This is a genomic window from Pedobacter sp. T50_32 (genome assembly GCF_057652195.1).
In genome coordinates, this window is the sequence record NZ_JBYFBY010000002.1 from 827,990 (window position 1) to 851,788 (window position 23,799).

At 38.3% G+C, this 23,799-nt stretch carries 21 protein-coding genes; 6 read left to right on the forward strand and 15 right to left on the reverse strand.

The window, feature by feature from the left end; translation table 11 throughout:
* Positions 1 to 13: 13 nt before the first annotated feature.
* The 10 genes from bamA to ubiE all read right to left on the reverse strand — a co-directional run bounded on the left by bamA (position 14) and on the right by ubiE (position 9,616).
* Complete coding sequence (gene bamA, locus AC23ME_RS08910) at positions 14 to 2,557, reverse strand: outer membrane protein assembly factor BamA (protein WP_487727404.1); 2,544 nt, start codon at positions 2,555 to 2,557, stop codon at positions 14 to 16.
* Positions 2,558 to 2,620: 63 nt separating this feature from the next.
* Complete coding sequence (gene uppS, locus AC23ME_RS08915; protein ID WP_487727405.1) at positions 2,621 to 3,361, reverse strand: undecaprenyl pyrophosphate synthase; 741 nt, start codon at positions 3,359 to 3,361, stop codon at positions 2,621 to 2,623.
* Positions 3,362 to 3,383: 22 nt separating this feature from the next.
* Positions 3,384 to 4,187 carry a type IX secretion system protein PorG gene (gene porG / locus AC23ME_RS08920; RefSeq protein ID WP_487727406.1) on the reverse strand — a complete coding sequence of 268 codons (804 nt, stop codon included), beginning with the start codon at positions 4,185 to 4,187 and terminating at the stop codon, positions 3,384 to 3,386.
* 1 nt (position 4,188) lies between these two features.
* A complete protein-coding gene (locus AC23ME_RS08925; RefSeq protein ID WP_487727407.1) occupies positions 4,189 to 5,070 on the reverse strand; it encodes an NAD kinase in 882 nt (293 codons plus the stop codon).
* Positions 5,071 to 5,156: 86 nt separating this feature from the next.
* Positions 5,157 to 5,819 (reverse strand): CBS domain-containing protein, encoded by a 663-nt coding sequence (locus tag AC23ME_RS08930; RefSeq protein WP_487727408.1) that lies wholly within the window; start codon positions 5,817 to 5,819, stop codon positions 5,157 to 5,159.
* A gap of 66 nt (positions 5,820 to 5,885) precedes the next feature.
* Positions 5,886 to 6,650: an alpha/beta fold hydrolase gene (locus tag AC23ME_RS08935; protein ID WP_487727409.1), complete on the reverse strand. Its 765-nt coding sequence runs from the start codon at positions 6,648 to 6,650 to the stop codon at positions 5,886 to 5,888.
* A gap of 108 nt (positions 6,651 to 6,758) precedes the next feature.
* Positions 6,759 to 7,205, reverse strand: a complete 447-nt coding sequence (locus tag AC23ME_RS08940) for a GatB/YqeY domain-containing protein (RefSeq protein ID WP_487727410.1) — start codon at positions 7,203 to 7,205, stop codon at positions 6,759 to 6,761.
* Between the two features lie 124 nt (positions 7,206 to 7,329).
* Positions 7,330 to 8,088, reverse strand: coding sequence for an SDR family NAD(P)-dependent oxidoreductase (locus tag AC23ME_RS08945; RefSeq protein WP_487727411.1), 759 nt, complete (start codon positions 8,086 to 8,088; stop codon positions 7,330 to 7,332).
* Between the two features lie 47 nt (positions 8,089 to 8,135).
* A complete protein-coding gene (gene porT / locus AC23ME_RS08950) occupies positions 8,136 to 8,891 on the reverse strand; it encodes a type IX secretion/gliding motility protein PorT/SprT (protein ID WP_487727412.1) in 756 nt (251 codons plus the stop codon).
* Complete coding sequence (gene ubiE / locus AC23ME_RS08955) at positions 8,888 to 9,616, reverse strand: bifunctional demethylmenaquinone methyltransferase/2-methoxy-6-polyprenyl-1,4-benzoquinol methylase UbiE (protein ID WP_487727413.1); 729 nt, start codon at positions 9,614 to 9,616, stop codon at positions 8,888 to 8,890. Before ubiE ends, porT begins: the two co-directional genes overlap by 4 nt.
* A gap of 136 nt (positions 9,617 to 9,752) precedes the next feature.
* On the opposite strand from ubiE, the gene yihA reads away from it, so the two are divergent.
* The gene (gene yihA / locus AC23ME_RS08960; protein WP_487727414.1) at positions 9,753 to 10,400 is read left to right on the forward strand and encodes a ribosome biogenesis GTP-binding protein YihA/YsxC; all 648 of its coding nucleotides are present in this window, start codon (positions 9,753 to 9,755) and stop codon (positions 10,398 to 10,400) included.
* Positions 10,401 to 10,442: 42 nt separating this feature from the next.
* Positions 10,443 to 11,300 carry a UbiA-like polyprenyltransferase gene (locus tag AC23ME_RS08965; RefSeq protein ID WP_487727415.1) on the forward strand — a complete coding sequence of 286 codons (858 nt, stop codon included), beginning with the start codon at positions 10,443 to 10,445 and terminating at the stop codon, positions 11,298 to 11,300.
* A 170-nt stretch (positions 11,301 to 11,470) separates the two neighbouring features.
* Here the strand turns inward: AC23ME_RS08965 and AC23ME_RS08970 are convergent, their stop codons facing one another.
* Positions 11,471 to 13,450: a KUP/HAK/KT family potassium transporter gene (locus AC23ME_RS08970; protein WP_487727416.1), complete on the reverse strand. Its 1,980-nt coding sequence runs from the start codon at positions 13,448 to 13,450 to the stop codon at positions 11,471 to 11,473.
* A gap of 195 nt (positions 13,451 to 13,645) precedes the next feature.
* Between AC23ME_RS08970 and AC23ME_RS08975 the strand changes: the two genes are divergently transcribed.
* The 4 genes from AC23ME_RS08975 to bcp all read left to right on the forward strand — a co-directional run bounded on the left by AC23ME_RS08975 (position 13,646) and on the right by bcp (position 17,078).
* Positions 13,646 to 14,155 (forward strand): T9SS type A sorting domain-containing protein, encoded by a 510-nt coding sequence (locus AC23ME_RS08975; protein ID WP_487727417.1) that lies wholly within the window; start codon positions 13,646 to 13,648, stop codon positions 14,153 to 14,155.
* A gap of 110 nt (positions 14,156 to 14,265) precedes the next feature.
* The gene (locus tag AC23ME_RS08980; RefSeq protein ID WP_487727418.1) at positions 14,266 to 14,877 is read left to right on the forward strand and encodes a fumarylacetoacetate hydrolase family protein; all 612 of its coding nucleotides are present in this window, start codon (positions 14,266 to 14,268) and stop codon (positions 14,875 to 14,877) included.
* Positions 14,878 to 14,882: 5 nt separating this feature from the next.
* Positions 14,883 to 16,604, forward strand: a complete 1,722-nt coding sequence (locus tag AC23ME_RS08985) for a M23 family metallopeptidase (protein WP_487727419.1) — start codon at positions 14,883 to 14,885, stop codon at positions 16,602 to 16,604.
* A 12-nt stretch (positions 16,605 to 16,616) separates the two neighbouring features.
* The gene (bcp, locus tag AC23ME_RS08990) at positions 16,617 to 17,078 is read left to right on the forward strand and encodes a thioredoxin-dependent thiol peroxidase (protein ID WP_487727420.1); all 462 of its coding nucleotides are present in this window, start codon (positions 16,617 to 16,619) and stop codon (positions 17,076 to 17,078) included.
* A gap of 126 nt (positions 17,079 to 17,204) precedes the next feature.
* Here the strand turns inward: bcp and AC23ME_RS08995 are convergent, their stop codons facing one another.
* The 4 genes from AC23ME_RS08995 to AC23ME_RS09010 are packed head-to-tail and all read right to left on the reverse strand — an operon-like array spanning position 17,205 to position 23,632.
* On the reverse strand, positions 17,205 to 19,178 hold the full coding sequence (locus AC23ME_RS08995) for an OmpA family protein (RefSeq protein ID WP_487727421.1): 1,974 nt from the start codon (positions 19,176 to 19,178) through the stop codon (positions 17,205 to 17,207).
* Positions 19,179 to 19,190: 12 nt separating this feature from the next.
* The gene (locus AC23ME_RS09000) at positions 19,191 to 20,168 is read right to left on the reverse strand and encodes a PorP/SprF family type IX secretion system membrane protein (RefSeq protein WP_487727422.1); all 978 of its coding nucleotides are present in this window, start codon (positions 20,166 to 20,168) and stop codon (positions 19,191 to 19,193) included.
* Positions 20,169 to 20,171: 3 nt separating this feature from the next.
* The gene (locus AC23ME_RS09005) at positions 20,172 to 21,359 is read right to left on the reverse strand and encodes a T9SS type B sorting domain-containing protein (protein WP_487727423.1); all 1,188 of its coding nucleotides are present in this window, start codon (positions 21,357 to 21,359) and stop codon (positions 20,172 to 20,174) included.
* A 2-nt stretch (positions 21,360 to 21,361) separates the two neighbouring features.
* On the reverse strand, positions 21,362 to 23,632 hold the full coding sequence (locus AC23ME_RS09010; RefSeq protein WP_487727424.1) for a collagen-like domain-containing protein: 2,271 nt from the start codon (positions 23,630 to 23,632) through the stop codon (positions 21,362 to 21,364).
* Positions 23,633 to 23,799 lie beyond the last annotated feature (167 nt).

A 23,799-nucleotide genomic window follows, 5' to 3' on the forward strand; every position in this document is an offset into this window, starting at 1 on the left:
TTAAGTCCTCTAATTAGTTAAAACCGCCCATTTGTTGTGCTATACTAAAGTGGAATTGTCCTTTGTTAGCATCAGGAACTCCTGGGATGTTATCAAATCCATAACCATAATCTATGCCAAGTAATCCAAAAATTGGTAAAAATATCTTTGCACCAACACCAACCGACCTTCTAACGTTAAATGGATTGAAGTCACGGAATTTATCCCAAGTGTTACCAGCCTCACCAAAAACTGTCATAAAGGCAGTTGCTTGTTGTGAACTAATTACTGGATATCTTAACTCCATCACATATTTTGTAAAGATAGGACTACCAGACTGTTGCGCAATATTAGGATTAGATCCAACAGGAATAACCGAGTTGTTTGAGTAACCACGCATTGCGATAATCTCAGAACCCTGTAAGAAATCGAAACCTTGCATACCATCACCACCCAATTTGAAACGCTCAAACGCCGACTGACCTACTGCACTGTTGTACGAACCTAAGAAACCAAATTGCGCTTGTCCTTTGAATACCAATTTACCCACCACAGTTTCGAACCATTGTGCCTCAAATTTCCACTTGTGGTACTCTGTAAATCTGTAACGATCTTTATCAGACGCGGTGTTATAATTTACATTGTTCAATAACGAATAAGGAGGTGTAGCCTGTACCGTAAATCTTAAATAAGCACCACCCGTTGGGAAAATATTATGATTTCTTGAATCCCTAGCAATTTCTTGGGTAAAGTTTAAGTTGTACGACTCTCCCGTGCTAAATAAGAAGCCTGGATAGTTGTTTAAGATGTACTGATTTAAGTTGATAGAGTGAGATAATGAGAACCAGTTATCTGGCCATTTCAATCTTCTACCCAAACTAAACGACACACCATTTAAACGGATACCATAAAAACGTTCGTGGCTTTTAGCTAAACCGTTAGATTGTAACGATGTAAATGCACTAACACCAAAGCTTACTGGTTTTTTACCTCCAAACCAAGGCTCAGAGAATGAAAAACTGTATGATTGGTAGAATTTACCGTTAGTTTGTCCACGTAAGCTTAACCTTTGGCCATCTCCTTTTGGTAATGGTCTGTAAGCTTCGCCTTTAAATAAATTTCTTAACGAGAAGTTGTTGAAAGTTAAACCTAAGGTACCAATAACACGGCCCCCACCAAAACCACCTGACAACTCGATTTGATCTGAAGGTTTTTCTTCTACGTGGTAAACGATATCTACCGTACCATCTGCTGGGTTAGGTTTAGGTACCGGGTTAGTTTTCGATTCGTCAAAGTTACCTAACTGACCAATTTCACGAACACTTCTGATTAATTGTTCTTTTGAGAAGAAATCTCCAGGCTTGGTACGAATTTCCCTCAAAACTACTCTGTCATTTGTTATCGTATTTCCTAATACACTTACTTTGTTTACCGTATATTTTGGTCCTTCGTAGATACGCATTTCTACGTCTACCGTATCACCATATATTTTAGTTTGTACCGGATCTACGTTAAAAGTCAAATAACCATCGTTCAAATAAAGACTTGAAACATCGTCTCCATTAGCACTTCCTCTTAATTTTTTCTCTAATTTTTCTTCACTGAAAACTTCACCCTTCTCAATTCCAAAAATCTTCTCTAAAAAGTCAGTATTGTATTTTGCGTTGCCTATCCAAGTAATATTTCCGAAGTAATATTTCGGTCCTTCGTACATCTTAATTTTGATGCCAACCGTTTTATCATTGTATTTGTAAACACTGTCGCTAATAATTGCCGCATCGCGATAACCTTTTTCGTGCAACTTCGCAACAAAGTTCAATTTATCTTCTTCGTATTTTTCTTTATTGAATTTACCGCTACCAAAAACTTTATAGAAAGCTCGTTGCTTGGTTTTTTTCAGATATTTTCTAAGCTTAGCTGATGAAAATTCTTTATTTCCCTCAAACTCGATTTTCTGAACTTTAACCCTTCTTCCCTTATTAATGTTAACCTGTAAAATTACACTGTTTTCTTGGTTAGGATCTGGCTTAGATTTGTAATCGATGGTAGTGTAGAAAAATCCTTTCTCGTACAAATATTTTGTAATTACAGATCTGGTTGTATTGTATAAATTATCGTTAATGATAGATTTTCCAGCTCTATCACCCAATTTTTCTTGAATATCTGTTTTTTGAGATTTACTGATTCCGTTGAATTCAAAACCACTTAAACGCGGTAGTTCTACAACTTCGATATCGAAATAAACGGTATCGCCATTAATCTTCGACACGTTAAGCTTGATATCATCAAATAAGCCTTGCGCCCAAAGATTTTTAATGGCACTTGCTGTAGCCTCTCCTGGCAACATGATAGACTCGCCAGTGGTTAATTTAGAAAGTACAATAATTACGTCCTTATCTAAATATTTCGAACCTCTTAAAGTAGTACCACCAATGATATATTCTCTTGGCGTGAAATAGTCTAAATTTAGGCCGTTTACTTTTAAGGAAGGGGTAGCTTGTTGTTGTTGGTTACGAATTTGTGCTAACGACGGAAAACCGATCAAAAGCAGAAATACTAGTTGGTATATTCTTCTCATTTACAATCTAAAAAACGTTGCTAAGTTAATTTAAACTCATGTTAAAAAGTGTTAAAAGAAAAATTAGTTCAATTGCTCACTAATTTTCCCAAAGCGACGTTCGCGTTTTTGATAATCTACAATGGCCTCGTACATATCTTCTCTTCTGAAATCGGGCCACAGTTTGTCTGTGAAATAAAGTTCGGTATAAGCCATTTGCCACAGCAGATAATTACTGATACGATGCTCTCCGCTAGTGCGTATCATTAACTCAGGATCTGGGATATTTACTGTAGTTAACTGTGAAGCAAATAGTTGCTCATCAATCTGATCGATAGCTACTTTACCTTCTTTAACCTGTTCGGCAATTTTTCTAGCTGCTTCTACAATCTCCCACTTTGCACTATAGCTTAATGCTAAAGTTAAAGTGCATTTGGTATTTGCTTTGGTTTTATCCATTGCGGCAGCCAAGTCATCAATACACTTTTGTGGCAACGATTTTAAATCGCCTATGGCATTTAACTTAATGTTGTTTTTGTTGAGGGTTTCCGCTTCTTGGTTAATGGTCGAGATCAACAATTCCATCAAAGCATTTACTTCGTCAATTGGACGGTTCCAATTTTCGGTAGAAAAAGCATAAACAGTAAGATATTTAACGCCTATCTCTACACATCCTTCTACAATATCCTTTACAGAAAGCACACCACTCTCGTGACCAAAAACCCTAAATTTACCTTGGTTTTTTGCCCAACGGCCATTGCCATCCATAATGATTGCAATATGCTCTGGCAAGCGATTAATATCTATTTGATCTTTAAAATCCATTACTGTTTTTGAGGCTTTTATGTTAAAAGCACTTTTGGCTCACAAAGGTATAAGTTATGCCAATACCTACAAACATATAATTATCTCTTTTTCTAAAATCTCCTCTTTGAATGTCTTTACCTCCAATACCGGGAGGACCTAGAACTTCTACAGAACGGTCAGATAATGCCTCCTGAACTCGTCTAACCGAAATATCACTAGAAAAATTTGCAGGGTCAGGATATTTATCACTAACGTCATCAAGATAATCAGTATAAGCATTTCTGTAGCCAATATTGGTCATAACAGTCCAATTACTCTTAAAATTATATTTTAAACCGAAACCGAAAGGCACTGTTAAAGCATAAGTCTTATAATCAATTGCTTCTGTATCATAAAGTGCGAGTTTATATTCGGTACCTTGATACATCGTTTTAGGACTAAAAAGTACCGCACCTACGCCAGTGTATAAATATGGGGAAAACCTAGAATATCCACCCCCTGAAAAATAGTCGAAGAAATTAAAATCGACCATAAAACTAAATTCGTGAAGTTTGTTACTGAAGCTCAAGTTTCGCTGTCTAAACTGCTCGTTGCTAGATTTTGCGTCGTCGGCCTTAATTTTTCCGTTGTTGTAATTGAAAGATAGTGCCCAATTTGGATCAAAATTAGCTTTGATAAATCCTCCCAAATGGAGGCCACTTACTTTTAAAGGATTGGTTGGATTTAAATCGCCCATATAGCCGGCACCGCCTCCCTGCAAACCTACTTCCCAGGTCTGAGCATTAGCTTTTGTAGTGAGAAACGAAGTAAAAATAATAGCTAACAGCGTTTTTTTGAAACTCATCCTAATAATTACGGGTATCAATACCCCAAAGCAATTTATTCCTTAACGTAGTTAGAAACGTTTCATTGTTAAGGCGGATAAGATTTATATTAAATTTTGCTTTGCTGATACTGATTTTCACACTACGATCTACAGTTTCTGTCCTCGAATCGCAAGTAAGGAGGAATTTGGTACTACGAGCTTCCACCTCAAAAGTTAGCTCAACATCATCAGGAACGATAATTGGCCTTACATTTAGATTATGTGGCGCTACCGGAGTAATGACAAAATTCTGCGCACTTGGCAAAATAATTGGTCCACCGCAGCTTAGAGAATAAGCGGTAGATCCTGTTGGTGTTGCAATAATCAATCCATCTGCCCAGTACGAGTTTACAAACTCACCGTTCATATAGGCATGGATAATCATCATGGCAGAATCGTCTCGTCTGTGTATGGTGATATCATTCAGTGCGAAATTTTCATCGCCAAACAAACCACTTTTCGACTCTAAACTTAACAAACTGCGTTTATCAATAGCATATTCGCCATTTATTAAGGCTTTAATAGCTCCCTGAATTTCAGTTTTATTGATACTTGCCAAAAACCCCAATCGCCCAAAGTTGATTCCAATTACGGGAATTTGCGAATCTCTCACTAAAGCCAAGGTATCTAGCAAAGTACCATCGCCCCCTAAACTTATCAAAATATCAGCTTTGCTTAATAACTCTTTGTGACCAGAAAACGTAGAAATTTGAGCGGGAAGTTTAATTTTATCTTTAACGAAATCGAAAAATTTGCGATAAACGGTTATTTCAAGTTGATTTGCAGTTAAAGTATCAAATACCTCTTGCACAAACGGTAATACGCTATCATTAAAATCTCTACCGTAAAGGGCTATTTTCATTCGGGTTGTTTAATTTATTGGTAAAGCCTGTCTTGATCTATCTCTCTCTAAATCCTTTGTTAAAGATCATGATGCTTATTGATGGATTATACGTTTAAATAATTCATAAAAGAATTAAATCGGTCCATGGAATCGTCGTCGTGATTGCTATTGTTAAAAACTGCTTTCACTTCGTAATCGTAACGTTCAAACGAAGCTACTATACCAGAAAGATCTGTCTTGTTTATCTTTAGCGTAACTTCTAATCGAGTAGAATCTGCAAATGAGCTAATGTAAGATGATAGTATTTGAGCATTATCGGCTTCTACAATTTGCGACATGTGCGCCAAAGAATTATTTCTGTTGGAGATGCAAAGTACAATGATACCGCCAGGTTCGGTTACAGCATAAAGACTTGCCGAAAAATTAAGCAAACTATTAGTCGAAACCACTCCCAAGTAATTTTTTTGCAGATCTAAAACAGGTACTACAGACAACTGCAGTTCACTGAACAACCTAATCACTTCATAAACATGAGCATTCTCGAAGGTAAAAGTATTAAGCAAAGCTAATGGTAAAGCGCCAATCGCTATTTCCATATCTCTAGCTTCCATTAGTTCTTCTTCGGATACCAGGCCTAAGTACTGAGCTTCATTTACAATAGGCAGATGATAAACTTTGAACTCGTTCATACGATCCAGTGCCTTGCGTACAGTATCTGATGTACGTAAAGGTGGAATAATGTTCGATATGAGTTCTCCTGCAATCATGTTCAGTTCTCAGTTTTTTATTTCGGTTGACAGCATATCTAAAAAGGTAGCTGTCTAATCTTCAACTTATTTAAGCAAAATTCTGTCCAAAAATTTTTCTAAGTAGCTATTAAATACTTCCGGCTGCTCCATCATAGGTGCGTGTCCGCATTCATCCACCCAATTTAGCTCAGAATTTGGCAATAGCTCATGGAACTCATTCGCAACATCTGGAGGAGTAACCTTATCTTGTTTGCCCCAAATTAAAGACACTGGAATGGTTATTTTTTTTAGCTCTTTAGCCATATTATGTCTAATAGCTGATTTTGCTAAAGCTAAAATACGGATTACTCGTGCTCGGTCGTTAACGGTTTTAAACACTTCATCTACAAGCTCTTTTGTTGCGGTAGCAGGGTTGTAAAAAGTAAACTCAACCTTTTCTCTAATAAAGTCGTAGCTCTCTCTTTTCGGGAAAGATCCGCCGAAAGCATTTTCGTACAAACCAGAACTTCCGGTAAGCACTAAAGCTTTTACGTATTCTTGATGCGCTACGGTAAACACTAAACCTACGTGGCCGCCCAACGAATTGCCCACCAATACTACTTGATCTAGCTTCTTAAACTTAAGGAAACGATGCAAATGCTTAGACAAACTTTTTACACCCAACGTTAATATCGGGAGTTCGTAAATAGGCAATATTGGCACTATAACTCTATACTTGCTTCTGAATTTTTCAATAGCGTACTCCCAGTTACTTAATTCCCCCATCAAACCATGAAGTAACACTAAAGGTTCTCCTTCCCCAACCTCTATATACTTGAAACCCTCTTGTTCGATTACTTCGTAATTCATAAATATTTATTGTGTATGTTTTTTGGTATATGCCACTAAGTTAATAGAGTAAATGCAATTAATGTGAAATAATATCACATTTTTATTATTTACTTATTTGCAGAAAGCCTAAGATAGCTGGCTTTTTACGATTTCGCCAATCAATTTACCTTCTGCTTTTCCAGCCAATTCTTTATTCGCCAGCCCCATTACTTTACCCATTTCTTTCACAGAAGTAGCACCAGTTTCGGCAACAATTTTTGCGATAACCGCTTCAATTTCGGCTCTTTCCATTTGTTTAGGCAAAAATTTAGAAATCACGTCTATCTCTTCTTGCTCTACTTGGTAAAGATCTTCTCTACCCTGAGTTTTGTAGATATCCGCAGATTCTTTACGCTGTTTAACCAACTTTTGTAAAATTTTTATTTCAGCCTCTTCGTTGATCTCTTCGGCTTGTCCTTTTTCTGTTTTTGCTAACAACAGCGCAGCTTTGATAGCTCTAAGTCCTCGTAACTGAACTTGGTCTTTGGCTAACATTGCTTGTTTTATTTCTTGATCTATGTTTGTTGAAATCATATCTAAATGGGTTAATTCTGTAAAATGGTTAACTGTCTAAAATGGTTAATTGTTGAAATCGGTTAACTGGTTAATCGTTGGCAAGGTACAGTTAACCTATTAACCAGTTATACAGTTAACCTTATTAGTCTCTTTTTACGATAGTGCCAGTAGCTTGTGCAGTTGGCATAATCAGCATATCGTTGATGTTTACATGCGCTGGTCTGCTTACTACATACCAAATTGCATCAGCAATATCTTGGGCCATTAATGGTTCCAATCCATCATATACCTTTTTTGCTCTATTTTCATCTCCTTTAAAACGTACGATAGAAAATTCCGTTTCTACCATACCCGGATTAATTGCAGTAACTTTAATACCATGTGGCAGCAAATCGACACGCATTCCTTTATTTAATGCATCTACCGCATGCTTGGTTGCGCAATATACATTACCGTTAGGGTAAACTTCCTTACCAGCAATAGAGCCAATATTGATGATATGTCCTTTTTTTCTTTCTACCATCCAACCAGAAACTACTTTAGTAACATAAAGCAGGCCTTTAATATTGGTATCAATCATTCTGTCCCAGTCTTCGGTATCGCCTTTATCTATCGGATCTAAACCTTGGCTCAAACCTGCATTATTCACTAAAACATCTACATCCTTCCACTCGGCAGGCAGAGTTTCTAAAACATAGTTGATATTTTCCTTGTCCCTCACATCAGCTTGGATCTTTTTGACTTTTACGCCATATTTCCCTGTAAGTTGTTGTGATTGTGTCTCTAATAGATTTTCACGGCGGGCAATTAAGATCAAATCATAACCCTGAGCGGCAAAAGTATCGGCACTAGCTGCCCCAATACCAGATGTAGCTCCTGTAATTAATGCGATTTTGGCCATTGTTAATTTGTGTTTGGCACAAAGTTATACTTTTTATTAAATGACGATTACTCGAAAAATAAACTAAAAGTAAAACTTCTTAAAATAGCTTTTTCTATTGGCTTTGCAAATGGATGATTTTCGTGCTTTAAAATATCTCCAAAAGAATGGCTAACTTTCAATTCGGGCGACATTTTAAAGTATTCAAAATAAAGATCGAAACCTATTGCAGCTTCATACGAACCAAAGTTTCTTTTATTCTTTAAAATCTTGTAGATAAGCGCCTTGTCGTCATCATTTGCTTTTTTTCCCGACGCTAAATCCATTGAATATTTTGCGCCCAGCAGTAGATATGCCCTAAAGTCCTTCCTTCTCTCAGATTTCAATTTTATTCCCAAAGGAAAATCTACCATGGTTGCAGATACTTTTTGCTGAGTTTTCCCGTCCACAAAATCTGATGGGCCATTCACCGAAGGTACTGCATACTGATAATCTACTAACCTATCATTAAAAACCAAAGTTGGCGTACTTCGCAAATCTACGTTCTTGGTTAATCTTAAATTTACGACAAAACCTATCCCAAAACCTGCTGAAAGTGGCGAGCTTATTGTATTAAGCTGATCTGTTATCGGCCTATCATTTTGCTCATAATCTAGAAAAATATCACGCCATTTTGGGCTTCTGATTATTTTATATTCTGATGCTACGTATTGGAAACTAAATCCCCAGTTAAAATCCTGCTGATCTATACCACCGCCCCAATTTTGGGCTTTAAGCGTAAACGCGATGACAGAAAATAAGAGAATTAGTAAGGGTTTCTTCATTTAATACCGGTGTAGATGGCACTAATTCCAAACGTAAGCGAACGGTGTTTGGTATGTTGGTAGCCAACTTTTTCCATCAGGTTTGTAAAGTTCTTGCCATCTGGAAACGCCTGCACCGATTCTTCTAAATAGGCATAAGCTTTTTTATCCTTAGAAAACAAACCTCCAAAAAATGGAGTAGCATATTTAAAATAGAAGTGATACAATTGTTTAACGGGAAAAACCTTCGGCTTAGAAAACTCTAAAACAACCACTTTACCTCCTGGTTTTAGCACACGCAACATATCAGCTAAACCTTTTTCCAGGTTTTCATAGTTACGCACTCCAAACGCTACCGTAATGGCATCAAAAGTATTATCTTCAAAATTCAGGCCTTCAGAATCTCCTTTTTGTACAGAAAAAACATGACCAAGGTTTCTATCCGCTATTTTCTTCTTCGCCACTTCCAGCATTCCTTCGGAAATATCTACGCCAATGATCTGCTGTGGCTTTAAAATCTTAATGGATTCAAATGCAAAGTCGCCTGTTCCAGTAGCTACATCCAATATTTTCTGCGGTTTGGTAGTTAAAAGTTCCTTAATTGCTTTTTTACGCCAAATGATATCAATCCCTAAAGAAAGAAAATGATTAAGAAAATCGTAAGTGCCCGAGATATTATTGAACATGCTGGCTACCTGCTCTTTTTTTGTTTCGGTACCAGAATAAGGAGTAATTTGTGGATTCATGCTTGGCAAAGATAGGTTATTTTGGTTAACTGTAGGAATTGGTTAAATGGTTAACTGTGGTAATTTCGTTGTTGGTCAATTGATGATTGGTTATTGGTTTAATTGGTCATTTATTAATTAACCTTATCTTTGCCTTATGATTATTAAATCTGCAACCTTCGTAGTCAGCAATACAAAAGTATCGGCTTTGCCACTACCAGATATGCCCGAGTACGCTTTCATTGGACGTTCTAATGTTGGCAAATCATCCTTAATCAACATGTTAGTTAACCAACAGGGATTAGCCAAAACATCGCAAAAACCTGGAAAAACACAGTTGATTAACCACTTTTTAGTGAATGAGAAATGGTACATTGTAGATTTACCTGGTTACGGATATGCAAGAGTTTCTAAAAGCAGCCGTGAGAAATGGGAGAAATTCATTAGGGCATACCTCACCAAAAGAGAAAATCTTCAATGCGTTTTTGTACTGATCGACAGCAGATTAGAACCTCAAAAAATTGATTTGGAATTTTGCTCGTGGTTAGGCGAATGTCAAATTCCATTTGCCTTAGTTTATACCAAAGCTGATAAGCAATCTGGACCAAAAACAGACCAAAATGTAGCCAAATTCAATAAAGCATTGCTTGGCTGGTTTGAAGAAGTTCCTCCGTTTTTTGTAACCTCTTCTGAGAATGGACAGGGAAAGGAAAAAGTACTACAGTTTATTCAGGAAGTGAACCAAGATTTCTTAAAACCAGTGATAGATCCAAAATTCTACGCTGCTAGCAATCCAGAAAAATAGACACAATTTCGCTTAAGGCTACTATTACACCTCGTTAATTAAATGAAGAAATACTTCTCTCTTGTCTTATTTGCGCATTCCATATTTGCAATGCCTTTTGCATTTATCGGTTTTTTCTTGGGCGTAACCACCACAAGCAATCCTTTTAACTGGTATTTGTTATTGGCAGTTGTACTTTGCATGGTGTTTGCCCGTAATGCTGCAATGGCTTTCAATAGATATTTAGATAGGGATATCGACGCTAAAAACCCTCGCACTGCAACAAGAGATATTCCAGCAGGGAAAATTTCTGCCAAAGAAGCCTTAACGTTTGTAATTGTTAACTGCGCATTGTTTATAGCTACTACCTATTTGATCAATCCGCTTTGTTTTTACCTTTCGCCGATAGCAATTTTCACGGTACTCTTTTATAGCTACACCAAACGTTTCACAGCACTTTGCCACTTGGTTTTAGGCGTTGGTTTGGGCTTAGCTCCCATTGGGGCATACATTGCAGTAACTGGTCATTTTAGTATTGTACCAGTATTGTATTCTTTTGCGGTACTATTTTGGGTAAGTGGCTTCGATATCATTTATGCATTACAGGATGAAGAGTTTGACCGTTCCCAAAAACTACACTCTATCCCTTCTGCACTAGGACCAAAAAATGCGCTAAGACTATCTTCGCTTTTGCACGTACTTTCTGCTGCTTGCGTCATCAGCCCCATTTATTTTATGGATTTTGGCTGGACGTACTATGCTGGCGTTGTGTTTTTCTGCGCTATGTTGATTTATCAGCACCGTTTGGTGAAACCTAACGACATTAGTAAGGTAGACAGAGCCTTTGCAACTACAAATGGTTACGCTTCGGTTGTTTTTGCTGTTTGTTTCTTGGTTGATGCTTACTTGCGGACAAAGTAGTTAGATCGTTCATTAGTTCACTGGTTGCTAAATCTTCCCGCTGATTTTCGCAGATTTGACCCGCTGATTTTGCAGATCTCCAATCACGAAAGGATATTATTCATTCATGCAAATAAAAAATGGACAATGCTTTAAAAGAATTGTCCATTTAAGAAAGATTTAACTAGGCTTTATACCGGCAGTCTATGTAGCTCAATATCATCTGGGCTAACAAAAATCAACGGAACCTTTTCTACATCTACATAACTTGAATCTAGACCAAAACTGGTTACTTCAGATAAACTAAGCTTCTTTAAAACCATGTAGTAATCCATAATGGTTTCCTCATAGAAGCTCAAATTGGTAAATTTGCTCATCGTTTTCTCCAAAAGCACAAACCTAAAATCACCTGTTATTTTATGCTTATTTAAGGATGTATATTGACTTGTAATATCCACTTCGCCATTTTTAACCAGCTCTTCAACCACTTTACGATACAGCAAGTTTACACGTTGCTCAATCCTGAAACCAAGTTTAAAATCTATCCTAATCAGTTTACCAGGAATTAAAAATTCTACTTTGTAATCCATGGTGTAAGGCTCGTCCATTACATCTACATGAACCAACCAGTAAACATCTGCACGTTTAGGTTCTTTTTGGATAATCGAATAGATAATCTTCGACTCAATTTCTTGTTTAAAATTGGCGCTAGTTAAATACACTAATTGCGAAGAAAATTTAGGCACAGAAATGTCGCTACTCAATTCTTTAATAATATCGTAGTAATCCTCAATTTCTACGTATTTCACAAAGCGATTTTTGATTTTTCGTGCAGAGTACCAAGTCCACATTACACTTAATAACACAGAGCTCATTAATAAAGCAAACCATCCGCCATGCGTAAATTTAGACATGTTACCTACTAAAAAGGCCAATTCTATTGCCATATAAACAGAAACAAAAAGCACGATTAAATACATCGGAAACTTTTTGCGCAACATATATACTGCAACCAAAACGGTGGTCATTAAGAAAGTAAGGTTAATTGCCAAACCATAGGCTCCTTCCATACGGCTCGAATCTTTAAATATCAAAACGATAATGATACAACCTGCAAACAATATCCAGTTGATAGATGGCACGTATAGCTGTCCTTTTTGCACACTTGGATAGTTGATCCTCACTTTTGGCCATAAATTGAGCCTTACCGCCTCTGAAATGAGCGTATAAGAGCCAGATATCATTGCTTGCGAGGCAATTACCGCAGCAAGCGTAGCTAAACCTACCAGGTACAGCACCATACTAGCTGGCACCAATTCGAAAAATGGATTCGTGGTCGCAATATCGTAGTTAGCGTGATTTAAAATCCAAGCACCTTGACCTAAATAATTGAAAATCAACATTAGTTTTACGAAAACCCAAGCTACACGGATATTTGCCTTACCACAGTGACCTAAGTCCGAATACAATGCTTCTGCCCCTGTAGTACAAAGGAAAACGCCACCTAAAATGAGCAGTGCTTTTGAGTTAGTCCTCAATAAATCGAACGCATAATATGGGTTGAGTGCCTTTAAAACAAACGGACTGTCTAATATTTGAACAAAGCCAATACCGCCGAGCACCAAGAACCACAATAGCATGATTGGTCCAAAAAGCTTGCCCACCAAGTTGGTACCAAACTGCTGTATCACAAAAAGTACGGTAACTATTGCAAGTACAATTGGAAGTATCGATAGCTCAGGAAACTTTAGTTTTAAGCCTTCAATGGCAGAAGTAACGGTAATACTTGGCGTAATCATACCATCTGCCAGCAAAGCGGCACCGCCAATAATTGCAGGAATAACCAACCACTTCGCCTTCTTGCGTACTAACGAATAAAGCGAGAAAATTCCACCCTCACCCTTATTATCAGCCCTTAAGGTGACAATTACATATTTGATAGTTGTTTGTAAGGTTAACGTCCAGATGATACAGGACAAAGCGCCTAAAACTAGTTTTTCATCTAGCGTTGGAGTAACCCATTGTCCGTTTACCTGAATTTTCGCTAACGCGATGTTAAAAATGGCTTTTAATGTATAAAGAGGTGACGTTCCTATATCACCAAACACTATACCTAGTGTTAATAATAACCCTCCGGCAGTAAGGGCATTAACGTTTTTATGACTTGACACGCAATAATAATTTGAAGCAAAATTACATAAATATTCAAGATTAAAATTTATTTGATTCGAAAAGCTAAAAATTTAAAATATCGCTCTAAAATCAAATCATTTTATATCTCTGTTAAATATTGTTAAATAATATAAAGCTTCAACTTTTTGTTTGATTTTTTTGTTTAAATATTTATATTTTTGTCAAGCATTTTAATGAAAACAGACAGAGTAAAAATAGCGCTCAATGGCATTAAAGCATCCTTAGTAATGATGCTGTTGCTGCTATGCGGTACTGTTTTCGCTCAAAAAGCCGACACCACAAAATTTTCTGTAAGGCCAAAAGCTAAGGTTGTAAGTCGTATTCCTGTTATTAAAGGCAGTGTACAAACTTACAGACCTAGTTATAATATTAATTCTGGCAGCGCAAATGGTGACCACGGTACAAAGGCAAAAGATGGCAAAACGCTTAATGTTTTAAAAATATATCCAAATCCAGTTGTAGACCAGCTAAATATCAATCTTCGTTTAGAAAGAGAAACCAGTTTGTCTATCAAAATCACTGATTTACTGGGCAATGATATTGTAACTCTTGCCAACGAACGTATTCAACACGGCGAGCACACCAAAACCTACAATATGCCCGCTAAACTAAATTCTGGAATTTATTTTCTGCGTATTGTAGCGGGCGGAGAACCTGTTATTAAAAGGATATCGGTATTGTAACTGAGTTAACTGGTTATCGTTTCAACTGTTTAACTGAATGAACTGGTTTAAACAATTAACCGATTAACCAAATCAGCAACTAACCAAAAAAAATACCCTATTTTTACGGCATGAAAATTATTGCAATTGGTAGAAATTACGCTGCACATGCTGCAGAACTTAACAACGCGATCCCTACAAAACCCATCATATTTTTAAAACCTGATACCGCGGTATTAAAAGACAATAAACCTTTTTACATTCCCGAATTTTCTAATGATGTGCATTACGAATTAGAAATAGTACTTAAAATTTGTAAAGAAGGCAAACATATTGCCGAGAAATTTGCTTCTAACTATTACGAAGAAATTGGTTTGGGCATTGATTTTACAGCAAGGGATATCCAAAGCGAGCACAAAGAAAAAGGATTGCCTTGGGAATTGGCTAAAGCGTTCGATAACTCTGCGGTAATTAGTAATTTCTTCCCAAAGAGCGATTATAAAGACATGTACGATTTGAAATTTGAACTGAAAAAAAACGGCGAAAGTAAGCAAAACGGACACACGGCCAACCTTTTGTTTTCATTTGAAAAGATCATCTCTTTTGTGTCGCAATACATCACCTTAAAAAAAGGAGATCTAATTTTTACAGGCACGCCAGAAGGTGTGGGCAAGGTAAACCAAGGCGACAAATTGGAAGCTTGGTTAGAAGAAAAACAACTACTTAATTTTGATATAAAATAAACTTGATGCGCAATTATATAATTTTCCTTTTACTATTATCTTCAATTTACATTCCTCTAAAAGCGCAAAAAACATATAGTAGTCACACCTATCCGCTAACGGATTTTCGTTCGCCCTTAGACATTGAACCACCAGCTTTGGCAGGATCTTTTGGAGAGCTACGTTCCAACCATTTCCATTCGGGCATAGATTTTAGAACCAACCAGCGTATCGGCTATCCGGTTTACGCACCGACGGATGGTTTCATTTCGAGATTGAGAGTGCAAAACAGTGGTTTCGGATTGGCTTTGTACATTAACCATCCAAATGGTTACACTACTGTTTACGGACATCTATCGAGGTTTAACCATAAAATTGCACAGATTGTAAAAAATATCCAGTATAAGAAAACTTCTTACGAAATTGATGAATTTCCGTCTTCAGACTTAATACCCGTTAGAAAAGGTGAAGTAATTGCTTATACGGGAAATACGGGTAGTTCTGGTGGTCCGCACCTACATTTCGAAATTCGTGATACCAAAACCGAAGCAACTATCAACCCGCAATTGTTGGGTATTAGCATACCAGACGATGTTCCTCCTGTTGTTCATGCGATGTATGTTTATCGTTTAAACGGAAAACCTTTTAACGAATTTACACCAAAGCAGTATTTTCAGGTTACTGGCGGTAAAGGAACCTACAAGCTTAATCAAGTTAGCACCATAAATTTAAGTGGCGAAGTTGGCTTTGGCATTGTGGTTAATGATAGGCACAACGGCGCATCTGGAAATAATGGCGCATATTCGATAGAGTTAGAAGTTGATGACATTAAGATTTATACTTCGGCACTTGAGAGATTTACGTTCGATGTGAGCAAAGCGATTAATTCCCATATCGACTACCCAACCTATCTTCGTACCAAGCAAAGCATCCAAAAAAGTTTTGTAGATCCAGGAAATCCTTTGCCGATCTATTTCAATTCAGTAAATAATGGTCGTATTAATTTCAATGATGGTAAGACGCACAAGGTTAAATATACCATTAGCGATGCTAGAGGCAATAAAACTACTTTAGCGTTTAACGTGTTTGCTGATCCAAAAGCTGTGATTAATACGCCAGAACCTCCGCAAGGAACAAGCTTTGCTTACAACAAACAAAACGAGCTGAATACCGACGATGTAAAGGTGATCCTCCCTAAAGGCACATTGTACAACGATTTCAACTTTCAATACAAAAAAACGGCAAAGCCTCAGCAAAATGCTTTTTCGGAAATCCACCACATCCATAATAACCTTACACCATTGCATACAGGTTTTGAGCTTTGGATAAAAGCAGATAGTTCGATCATCAAACACCAAAGCAAAGCATTAATTGTAAGCAGCAGTCGTTCTTCGCAAGGCGGATATTTTGAAAATGGATGGGTAAAAGCTAAACCTCGTAACTTCGGCAGTTTCTTCATCGCCATTGATACTATCGCACCAAATATCGTCCCAGTAAATATCGTCAATGGCAAAAACATGGCCGGCCTAAGCAAAATGAGTTTCAGGATCAGCGATAATTTATCAGGGATTAAGAGTTTTAATGGCTATATTGACGGCAAGTGGGTGTTGATGGAATTTGATGCAAAAACAGCAAACCTATGGCACACCTTCGATGAAAAAACTGTCGCAGGTAAACATACATTTGAGTTACTTGTTGTGGATATGAAAGACAATACCAAAAGATACGCAATTGAATTTAATCGCTAAATCATTAATAAGATGAGCACATTACAAGAAGGCAGCAAAGCACCAGCTTTTACTGCAAAAGACCAAAATGGCAATACCGTTACTTTAGATCAATTTAAAGGTAAAAAAGTAGTGTTATATTTTTACCCAAAGGATGACACCCCAGGTTGTACCGCCGAAGCTTGCGATTTTAGGGATAACTATCAAGGTTTACAAGCAAAAGGAATTGAAGTGCTTGGCGTAAGCGTTGACGATGAAAAATCACATCAGAAATTCATTACCAAACACAGCTTGCCTTTTACTTTGCTGGCAGATACCGATAAGGAGATTGTAGAAGCTTACGGCGTTTGGGGAGAGAAAAACATGTACGGCAAAAAATATATGGGCACCAACAGAGCTACTTTTGTAATAGATGAAGAAGGCAACATTGCGCATATCATTAAAAAAGTAGATACAAAAAATTCTACAGCACAGGTTTTAGAATTGTTGGGTTAAATTCAATCTCACCATACAAACTTACGAAGTTGTTGAAACTTCGTAAGTTTTCACTTTGCAACATAGCGCATAAAAAAATCCTCTCCGAAAATCGAAAAGGATTTACACTAGGTTATTGTATGTTGATTAGTTCATTTGATGTTTAGTAGCTGTTACCATTGCTACTACCGGCGTAACCTTTACAATTTTAAATTCTGTACGCCTATTTAGTTGGTGCTGTGCTTCGGTACATTTAATCCCGTCACCACACTCATTCAACAATTCTGTTTCGCCTTTACCTATTGCATTTAAACGATCTGCCGGCACGCCTTTGTTAATGAGATAATCCATAGCACTTGCGGCTCGCTTTTCGGATAAGATTTGATTATATGCAGCGGTACCTCTTGCATCTGTATGAGCTACTAATTCCATGCGTACATTTTGCATACTCGCCATAAAATCGTTCACCTTATCTAAATCAGAGATCGCATCTCTTCTGATATTCCATTTATTAAAATCGTAGAAGATGTTGTTAAGTTTCACGGTAAATACATCTTTAGAACGCTCTAGTTCAAACTTAATATCGTAAACTGTAGATTGATTAACCCCTTTCGTAGATATTTCTCCAGACTGGGTGGTAAAATATTGTTGTGGATTTCCTTTTACGATGTAGTCCGTTTCTTTTTCTAAAGTGAATGCGAACTTACCTTGCGCATCAGAAAACACCTTGTTCTCTGTACCGTTACCTTTGTTAATTAACAGTACTTCTAATCCAGCAATTGGCGCATTTGTTCCCTTCTCTACCACTGATCCGTTTACCGCATAAATTTGCGATTTCGGTTCAGCTTTGATACCTGTAGTAAATCTATAAATATCGTCTAATCCTACACCGCCGTTTCTATTGCTCGATAAATATCCAGTTTTTAAATCGTTGTTGAATAAAATACCAAAATCATCTTTTGGTGAATTTAGTGGCGCCCTTAAGTTTTCTATATCCTTAAAGTTATTCTTAGCGCCAACAGCAGAAAATACATCTAAGCCCCCCATACCGATATGACCTTTGGAAGCGAAATAGAACTTACCATCTTGCCTAACCGTAGGAAACACATCGTCTTGTGGTGTATTCACCTGATCGCCACAGTTTAATGGTTTAGACCACGTTCCATTTGGCAATTTTTCGCTATAATACAAATCCATTCCACCGAAACCACCTGGCATATCTGAAGCAAAATATAACAACTTACCATCTGGAGATAAAGCTGGATGTTGAACTGAAAATAGACCTTCTTCGTTAAATGGCAGTTTTTCTTTCGCAACCCATTCATCGCCTTTCTTTACAGCTACCAATAAATACTGTTTACCTGTATCACCAATTTTCATTTTTTTATTGGCAGACATGACAGCCCTTGTGAAAATAACAGTATCTAAGCTTGGATAAACCGCTACAGGCCCACTGTGAAAACCCTTATTGATTGTTCCTTTAAGAATATTTACTTGCTTAGATGATGGAGAGGCACTGTAGATTTTTAGGTAAGGATTACCGGTCCAACCGTAAATTTCTTCACCTTTTTTATTTTTTTGCCACCTATCAGAGATGATGATGACCTCAGATCCAAATCTTGCCGGACTAAAATCAGAGTTTTCAGAATTTAAACCTATTTCATTTTCTAACAGCGCACCGATGTCTGGATTTTCTGACCAAGTCTTAGCTACACTGCAAATATTAGCCTGCTTTTCAGCTTCTTTAGCTTGTGCTGGATTTTTTTGCCCCCAAAAGATGAAATTAGCCGCAGCTTCATCAAATTTTCCATTTTGTTTTAAGGCTTCTGCCAGGTAAAGATAATTTTCTGCAGTAGCGTTTGTGTAAGCAGTAGTTTTTTTGTACCAAGCTTCTGCAGCTTCTGTATTGTTAATGAAACGATAGCAATTGGCAATTTTCTGAGCTACTTCCATACTCGGATTAGCCTTCATGATTTTCTCGTAGATTTCTAAAGCATATTTGTAATCAAGTTGCTGATAAAGTTTATCGGCTTCCTTAATATCATCAGAGAAAAGTACAGATGGAAGTAAGTAGATACACAAAAAAAGAGTAGTGGCCCTGAAAATTTTTTTTAATCTCATAAAAACTCTGCGTTAAAAATACCGCGGAGTAGTTAAAGCACTGTTTCTGTAGTTTTTATTTCCAATAGTGAAACCTAATGATATTTCATGGCTTCCTGATGAATACGACTTAAGTCCAGACAAGCTGTAGTCGTAAGCGTACCCAATGCGAAACTGTTTTGCAACAAAAACCTCAACTAATCCAACAAGCGAATTTTGTTGAAAAGTTGGATTTAAATTGTTAGTAGTTTTCCACATATTAACACCCATTCTGTAAGAGCCTCCTAACCAGAGTACATCCTTAAACAAAAAAGATGCGTTTAAATCTAAATTACCCATACTTTGGGGGTCATCGCGTAGCATAACCGAAGGTTTCATCTTCACATCTTCATTAACATTTATTATTGCTCCAACTGTTAAGAAAATGTGGATAGGTGGCAAAATCACAAATCGGGCCTGTTGATTATTTTTATTGAGTGCCGTTGTTAACAAATTATTTGCCGAAAGGCCGGCATAAAAAACGTTATCGCTGTAATGGATGCCTAATTTTGCATCTGGAGATAGGTAATTCTGCGTACCGCTAAAAGTTGCGTCAGTGATATCACCAACAATGGCTTTATCACTGTTTAAAGAAAACTGTATAGCCCCTACACCCACACCAAAACTCAAACGCCCCTCTTGTCCAACAGGTAGGCGGTAAGCATAATTGGCCATAATAGCCGTTTGCCCTTGTATACCAACTCTGTCATTTAAAACAGAAAGCCCTAAGCCTACATTTTTGTTATTGAAAAACGCACCGTCTGCGATTAAAGATTGTGTTGTTGGCGCCCCTTTGATACCCACCCATTGATTACGGCTCAACAAATTGATGTTAATATCTTCTTTATATCCAGCATATGCTGGATTTACCAATAAATTATTGAACATATATTGGCTATAGGTTACCTCATTTTGCGCAACTGCCGCAAAAGGGCAAACAACAATTAAAAGCTGAAACAAAAACCTTTTCATTGCCTAATTTTTAACCATTGTAATTGAACCTTTAAAATATTGATCTGCTCCGTCTATCTTCACTCTCAAAATGTAGATATAGGTTCCAGAAGCTACGTTTTGCCCATCCCAGTATTTAGATGAATTATAGCTGTTCATTCTGTAAACGATATTCCCTGAGCGATCGAAAATCTTCAAATCGTTATCAGGAAAAGCATCGATATTTTTAACCTCCCAAGTATCATTTTTACCATCACCATCAGGAGAAAAAGCATTATACAGTTCTAATGGACTAGCATTCGTAACTTGGGCAAGCGCAAAAGCCACGCTGCTACCTAGTGCCAAATCTGCATTTTGATGATACAAAGCTTGTGTTAAACCTGGTGCAATGACAGCATTACTTTTATTGGGCACTGATGTCGCCTTATCCCAAATGGCATTCCTTGTCCAGCTTGCTAAATTGTTATACCTCTCTGTTGCTGATGTATGGAAAGTTAAATCTATACCTCCAACACCATTTAAGCGCTGAACCACGTGATAAAAAGCATCATTAATTTCACTTACTGCTTTGGTCTTACTTAACCTACTGTACCCTCCAGAACTAGGGTCTTTGTCTAAAAAAGACATCCCAATGGTATTAGCATCTTTTGGTTTAACAGTAACAAAACGCAGCAAGTTGGCACTTACACCAAGCGGAAATACATAATCTTCACCGGCTTTAGTATATCTCACCAACGAACCATCCACACCTAGACTTGTATTAATAAATCCTTTATTTCTAAATAAAGAAAGCGGATTATCATTCATTACCGTGATAGCCTCTGGAATTACCGCCTGAATTTCAGCGTCATCTATATCGAGCGAAAGCCTTGCAATTAACTGAGCTTTAGCATAGAAAACACCATTCCCCTTAAATAGCAAGTGAGGAAATAACGTCGGATTTCCACCAAACGAACTTGCTTTTGAGTTAAAGATTACAGCTCCCGAAGATTTGCCATCAAAAACTGGATTTTTACTTTTGTTATTCCAATCTCCCTTAACAATTATTTCGCCATTGTTTACTACAGCACCATCTTTATGGGCATAATTGCCAGTTACTGTAAGCTGCGCATTCTTATCTACAAAAAGCACAGTTCCATTGTTAACAAGTTGCGCAAACAGCGAACTTGTACAAATGGATAATATACCAACGATGTAAAAACGTGCTTTCATAGCTATTGAATTGCGCTGATGTAGAAAGTAGCAGCCAACGCAGATGTAGCTGTATCGCCAACATTTGTAAATTTAACTTCAACCAGACCAGCAGAAACTACTCTTGCGTACGCTATAATTATCCCGTTAGGAAGCTCTACAGATGGCGATACCGCCACGCTTGCACCTAAAGCTACGCCAGTAAGGGTGAAAGTTTGTTTATGAGAGCCCTTTACCGCAATTGCCGGTATGTTGGCATTTGAGGAAGCTTTTGAAATTGAAGCGATGTAAGTACCGTTCGTTCCAATTCTCACCTTACCGTCGGTTGCTAATCTGATACCTTCTGTTCGGTTGGCTGCAATAACTAACTCTTTTGCGTCTGTGGTACCTACGAAATCATTGTTGACACCAGGAGTAGTGGTTCCACCGAAGTTTCCTTCTCCATTGCCTTTACGCAACCACGAGTCTGTATTTCCAGATGGACCTTGCGGACCAGCGGGGCCTTGCTCACCTGGATTTCCCTGCGCTCCACGAGGACCCGTAGGACCAGCAACGCCAGCGTCACCTTTATCGCCTTTGTCGCCTCTATCTCCCTTCACACCTTGCGGTCCCGCACTTCCAGTTGGGCCTGCTGGGCCAGCCGGACCAGTCAAACCTATCGAACCTTGAGGACCTGTAGTTCCAGTATCCCCTTTATCGCCCTTATCACCTTTGTCGCCTTTGGCACCTACCGCCCCTTGAGGACCTGTAGCACCAGGCAAACCTTGAACACCTTGAGCACCGACATCGCCTTTATCTCCCTTTGCTCCTTGCGGACCAGTCAAGCCAATTGCTCCTTGAGGACCAACAGAACCTGTATCGCCTTTATCTCCTTTCGCACCTTGTGGACCAACTGCACCTTGAGGACCTGTTGTACCAACATCTCCCTTGTCACCTTTATCACCCTTATCGCCTTTGGCACCTACAGCACCTTGTGGGCCAACTGCTCCTTGAGGACCCACAATACCCGTATCTCCTTTATCACCTTTATCGCCCCTATCGCCTTTGGCACCTACAGCACCTTGTGGGCCAACTGCTCCTTGAGGACCTGCAACACCCGTATCTCCTTTATCACCTTTATCGCCCCTATCGCCTTTAAGACCCTGAGGACCAGTTAAGCCTGTAGGACCTTGCGGACCAGCAGGACCAGTTAAACCTGTTGGCCCATCTGGGCCAATAGCTCCTTGAGCACCTTGCGCCCCCTGCGGACCAGCAACACCTGCATCACCTCTATCGCCTTTGGTTCCTTGAGGGCCCTGTGGACCAACAGCACCTTGCGGACCTTGGGGACCAACAACGCCAGTGGTCAAATTCGCTATTGATTGCCAAGTACCATCAGACTGTCTTTTGTAAACGCTCCCAGAGTTATTGTTCAGATACAAATCACCCTCTTTCGTGCCGCTAGGCTCTGTGGCATTAGTTGGCGGACTAAGCGTGCCATTATACCACTGCGCTCCAGCCGGACCAACGGGTCCGATAATACCAGTAGTTAAACTTGCAACCTCCTGCCAAACATTGTTATTTCTTATAAATACTTTTCCGTTTGTGTTATTTAGGTAGTAATCACCGTCTTTTGAACCAGCGGGTTCTGAAGCGGCAGCTGGCGGATTTAGATTTCCATTAGACCAAACAGCACCATTCACTCCAGGCAAACCAATATCACCTTTGTCGCCAGGATCACCTTTATCTCCCTTATTTCCGTTTACGCCATCTATTCCATTTTTACCAGCTGGACCTTGTGGCCCAGTAGCACCGTTTATTCCATTAACACCATTAGTACCGATATCTCCTTTATCACCTTTTGGACCTTGCAACCCTTGTGGACCAATTGTGCCTGCATCACCTTTATCACCCTTGTCGCCTTTATCCCCTTTTAGTCCTTGGCTTCCGTTGGTACCAGCATCCCCCTTATCACCTTTGGGTCCTTGCAAGCCTTGTGGGCCTTGCGGACCAACTGCGCCAGCACCACCGCCAACAGCAAGTTCATCCCATTTATTCAAGTTCCAAACATTAAACTTATTTGTGGTTGTATTATAAACGAGAAGACCGTTGATAGCCGCATTTGCAGTACCTGTAGCCTGTAGATTATTTCGTTGTGTTTCTGTTAGCCTTGGAATTAGCAAACCTTTTTCAGTAGAATAGATTTCTAAAATAGATTTTGCGTTAGGGTTTTCGGTACCAATACCAATAGCACCAGTTTGGGCATAAGCCGCTGAAGATAAAAACAAGAATGTTAAAAAAGTAAAAATTCTCATAAGCGTCAATATCTGAAATGTTGAGTTTTGGGTAATAATGTACTCAAAATAAGAGTATAATTTTCATATTCGCAAACTTATCAACATTTATTTTACCGAATTTCCAAAATATGTGGAAAACTACTTACTGGATCAACCCCAAAAAGTGATAAAAAGCCATTTGGCGA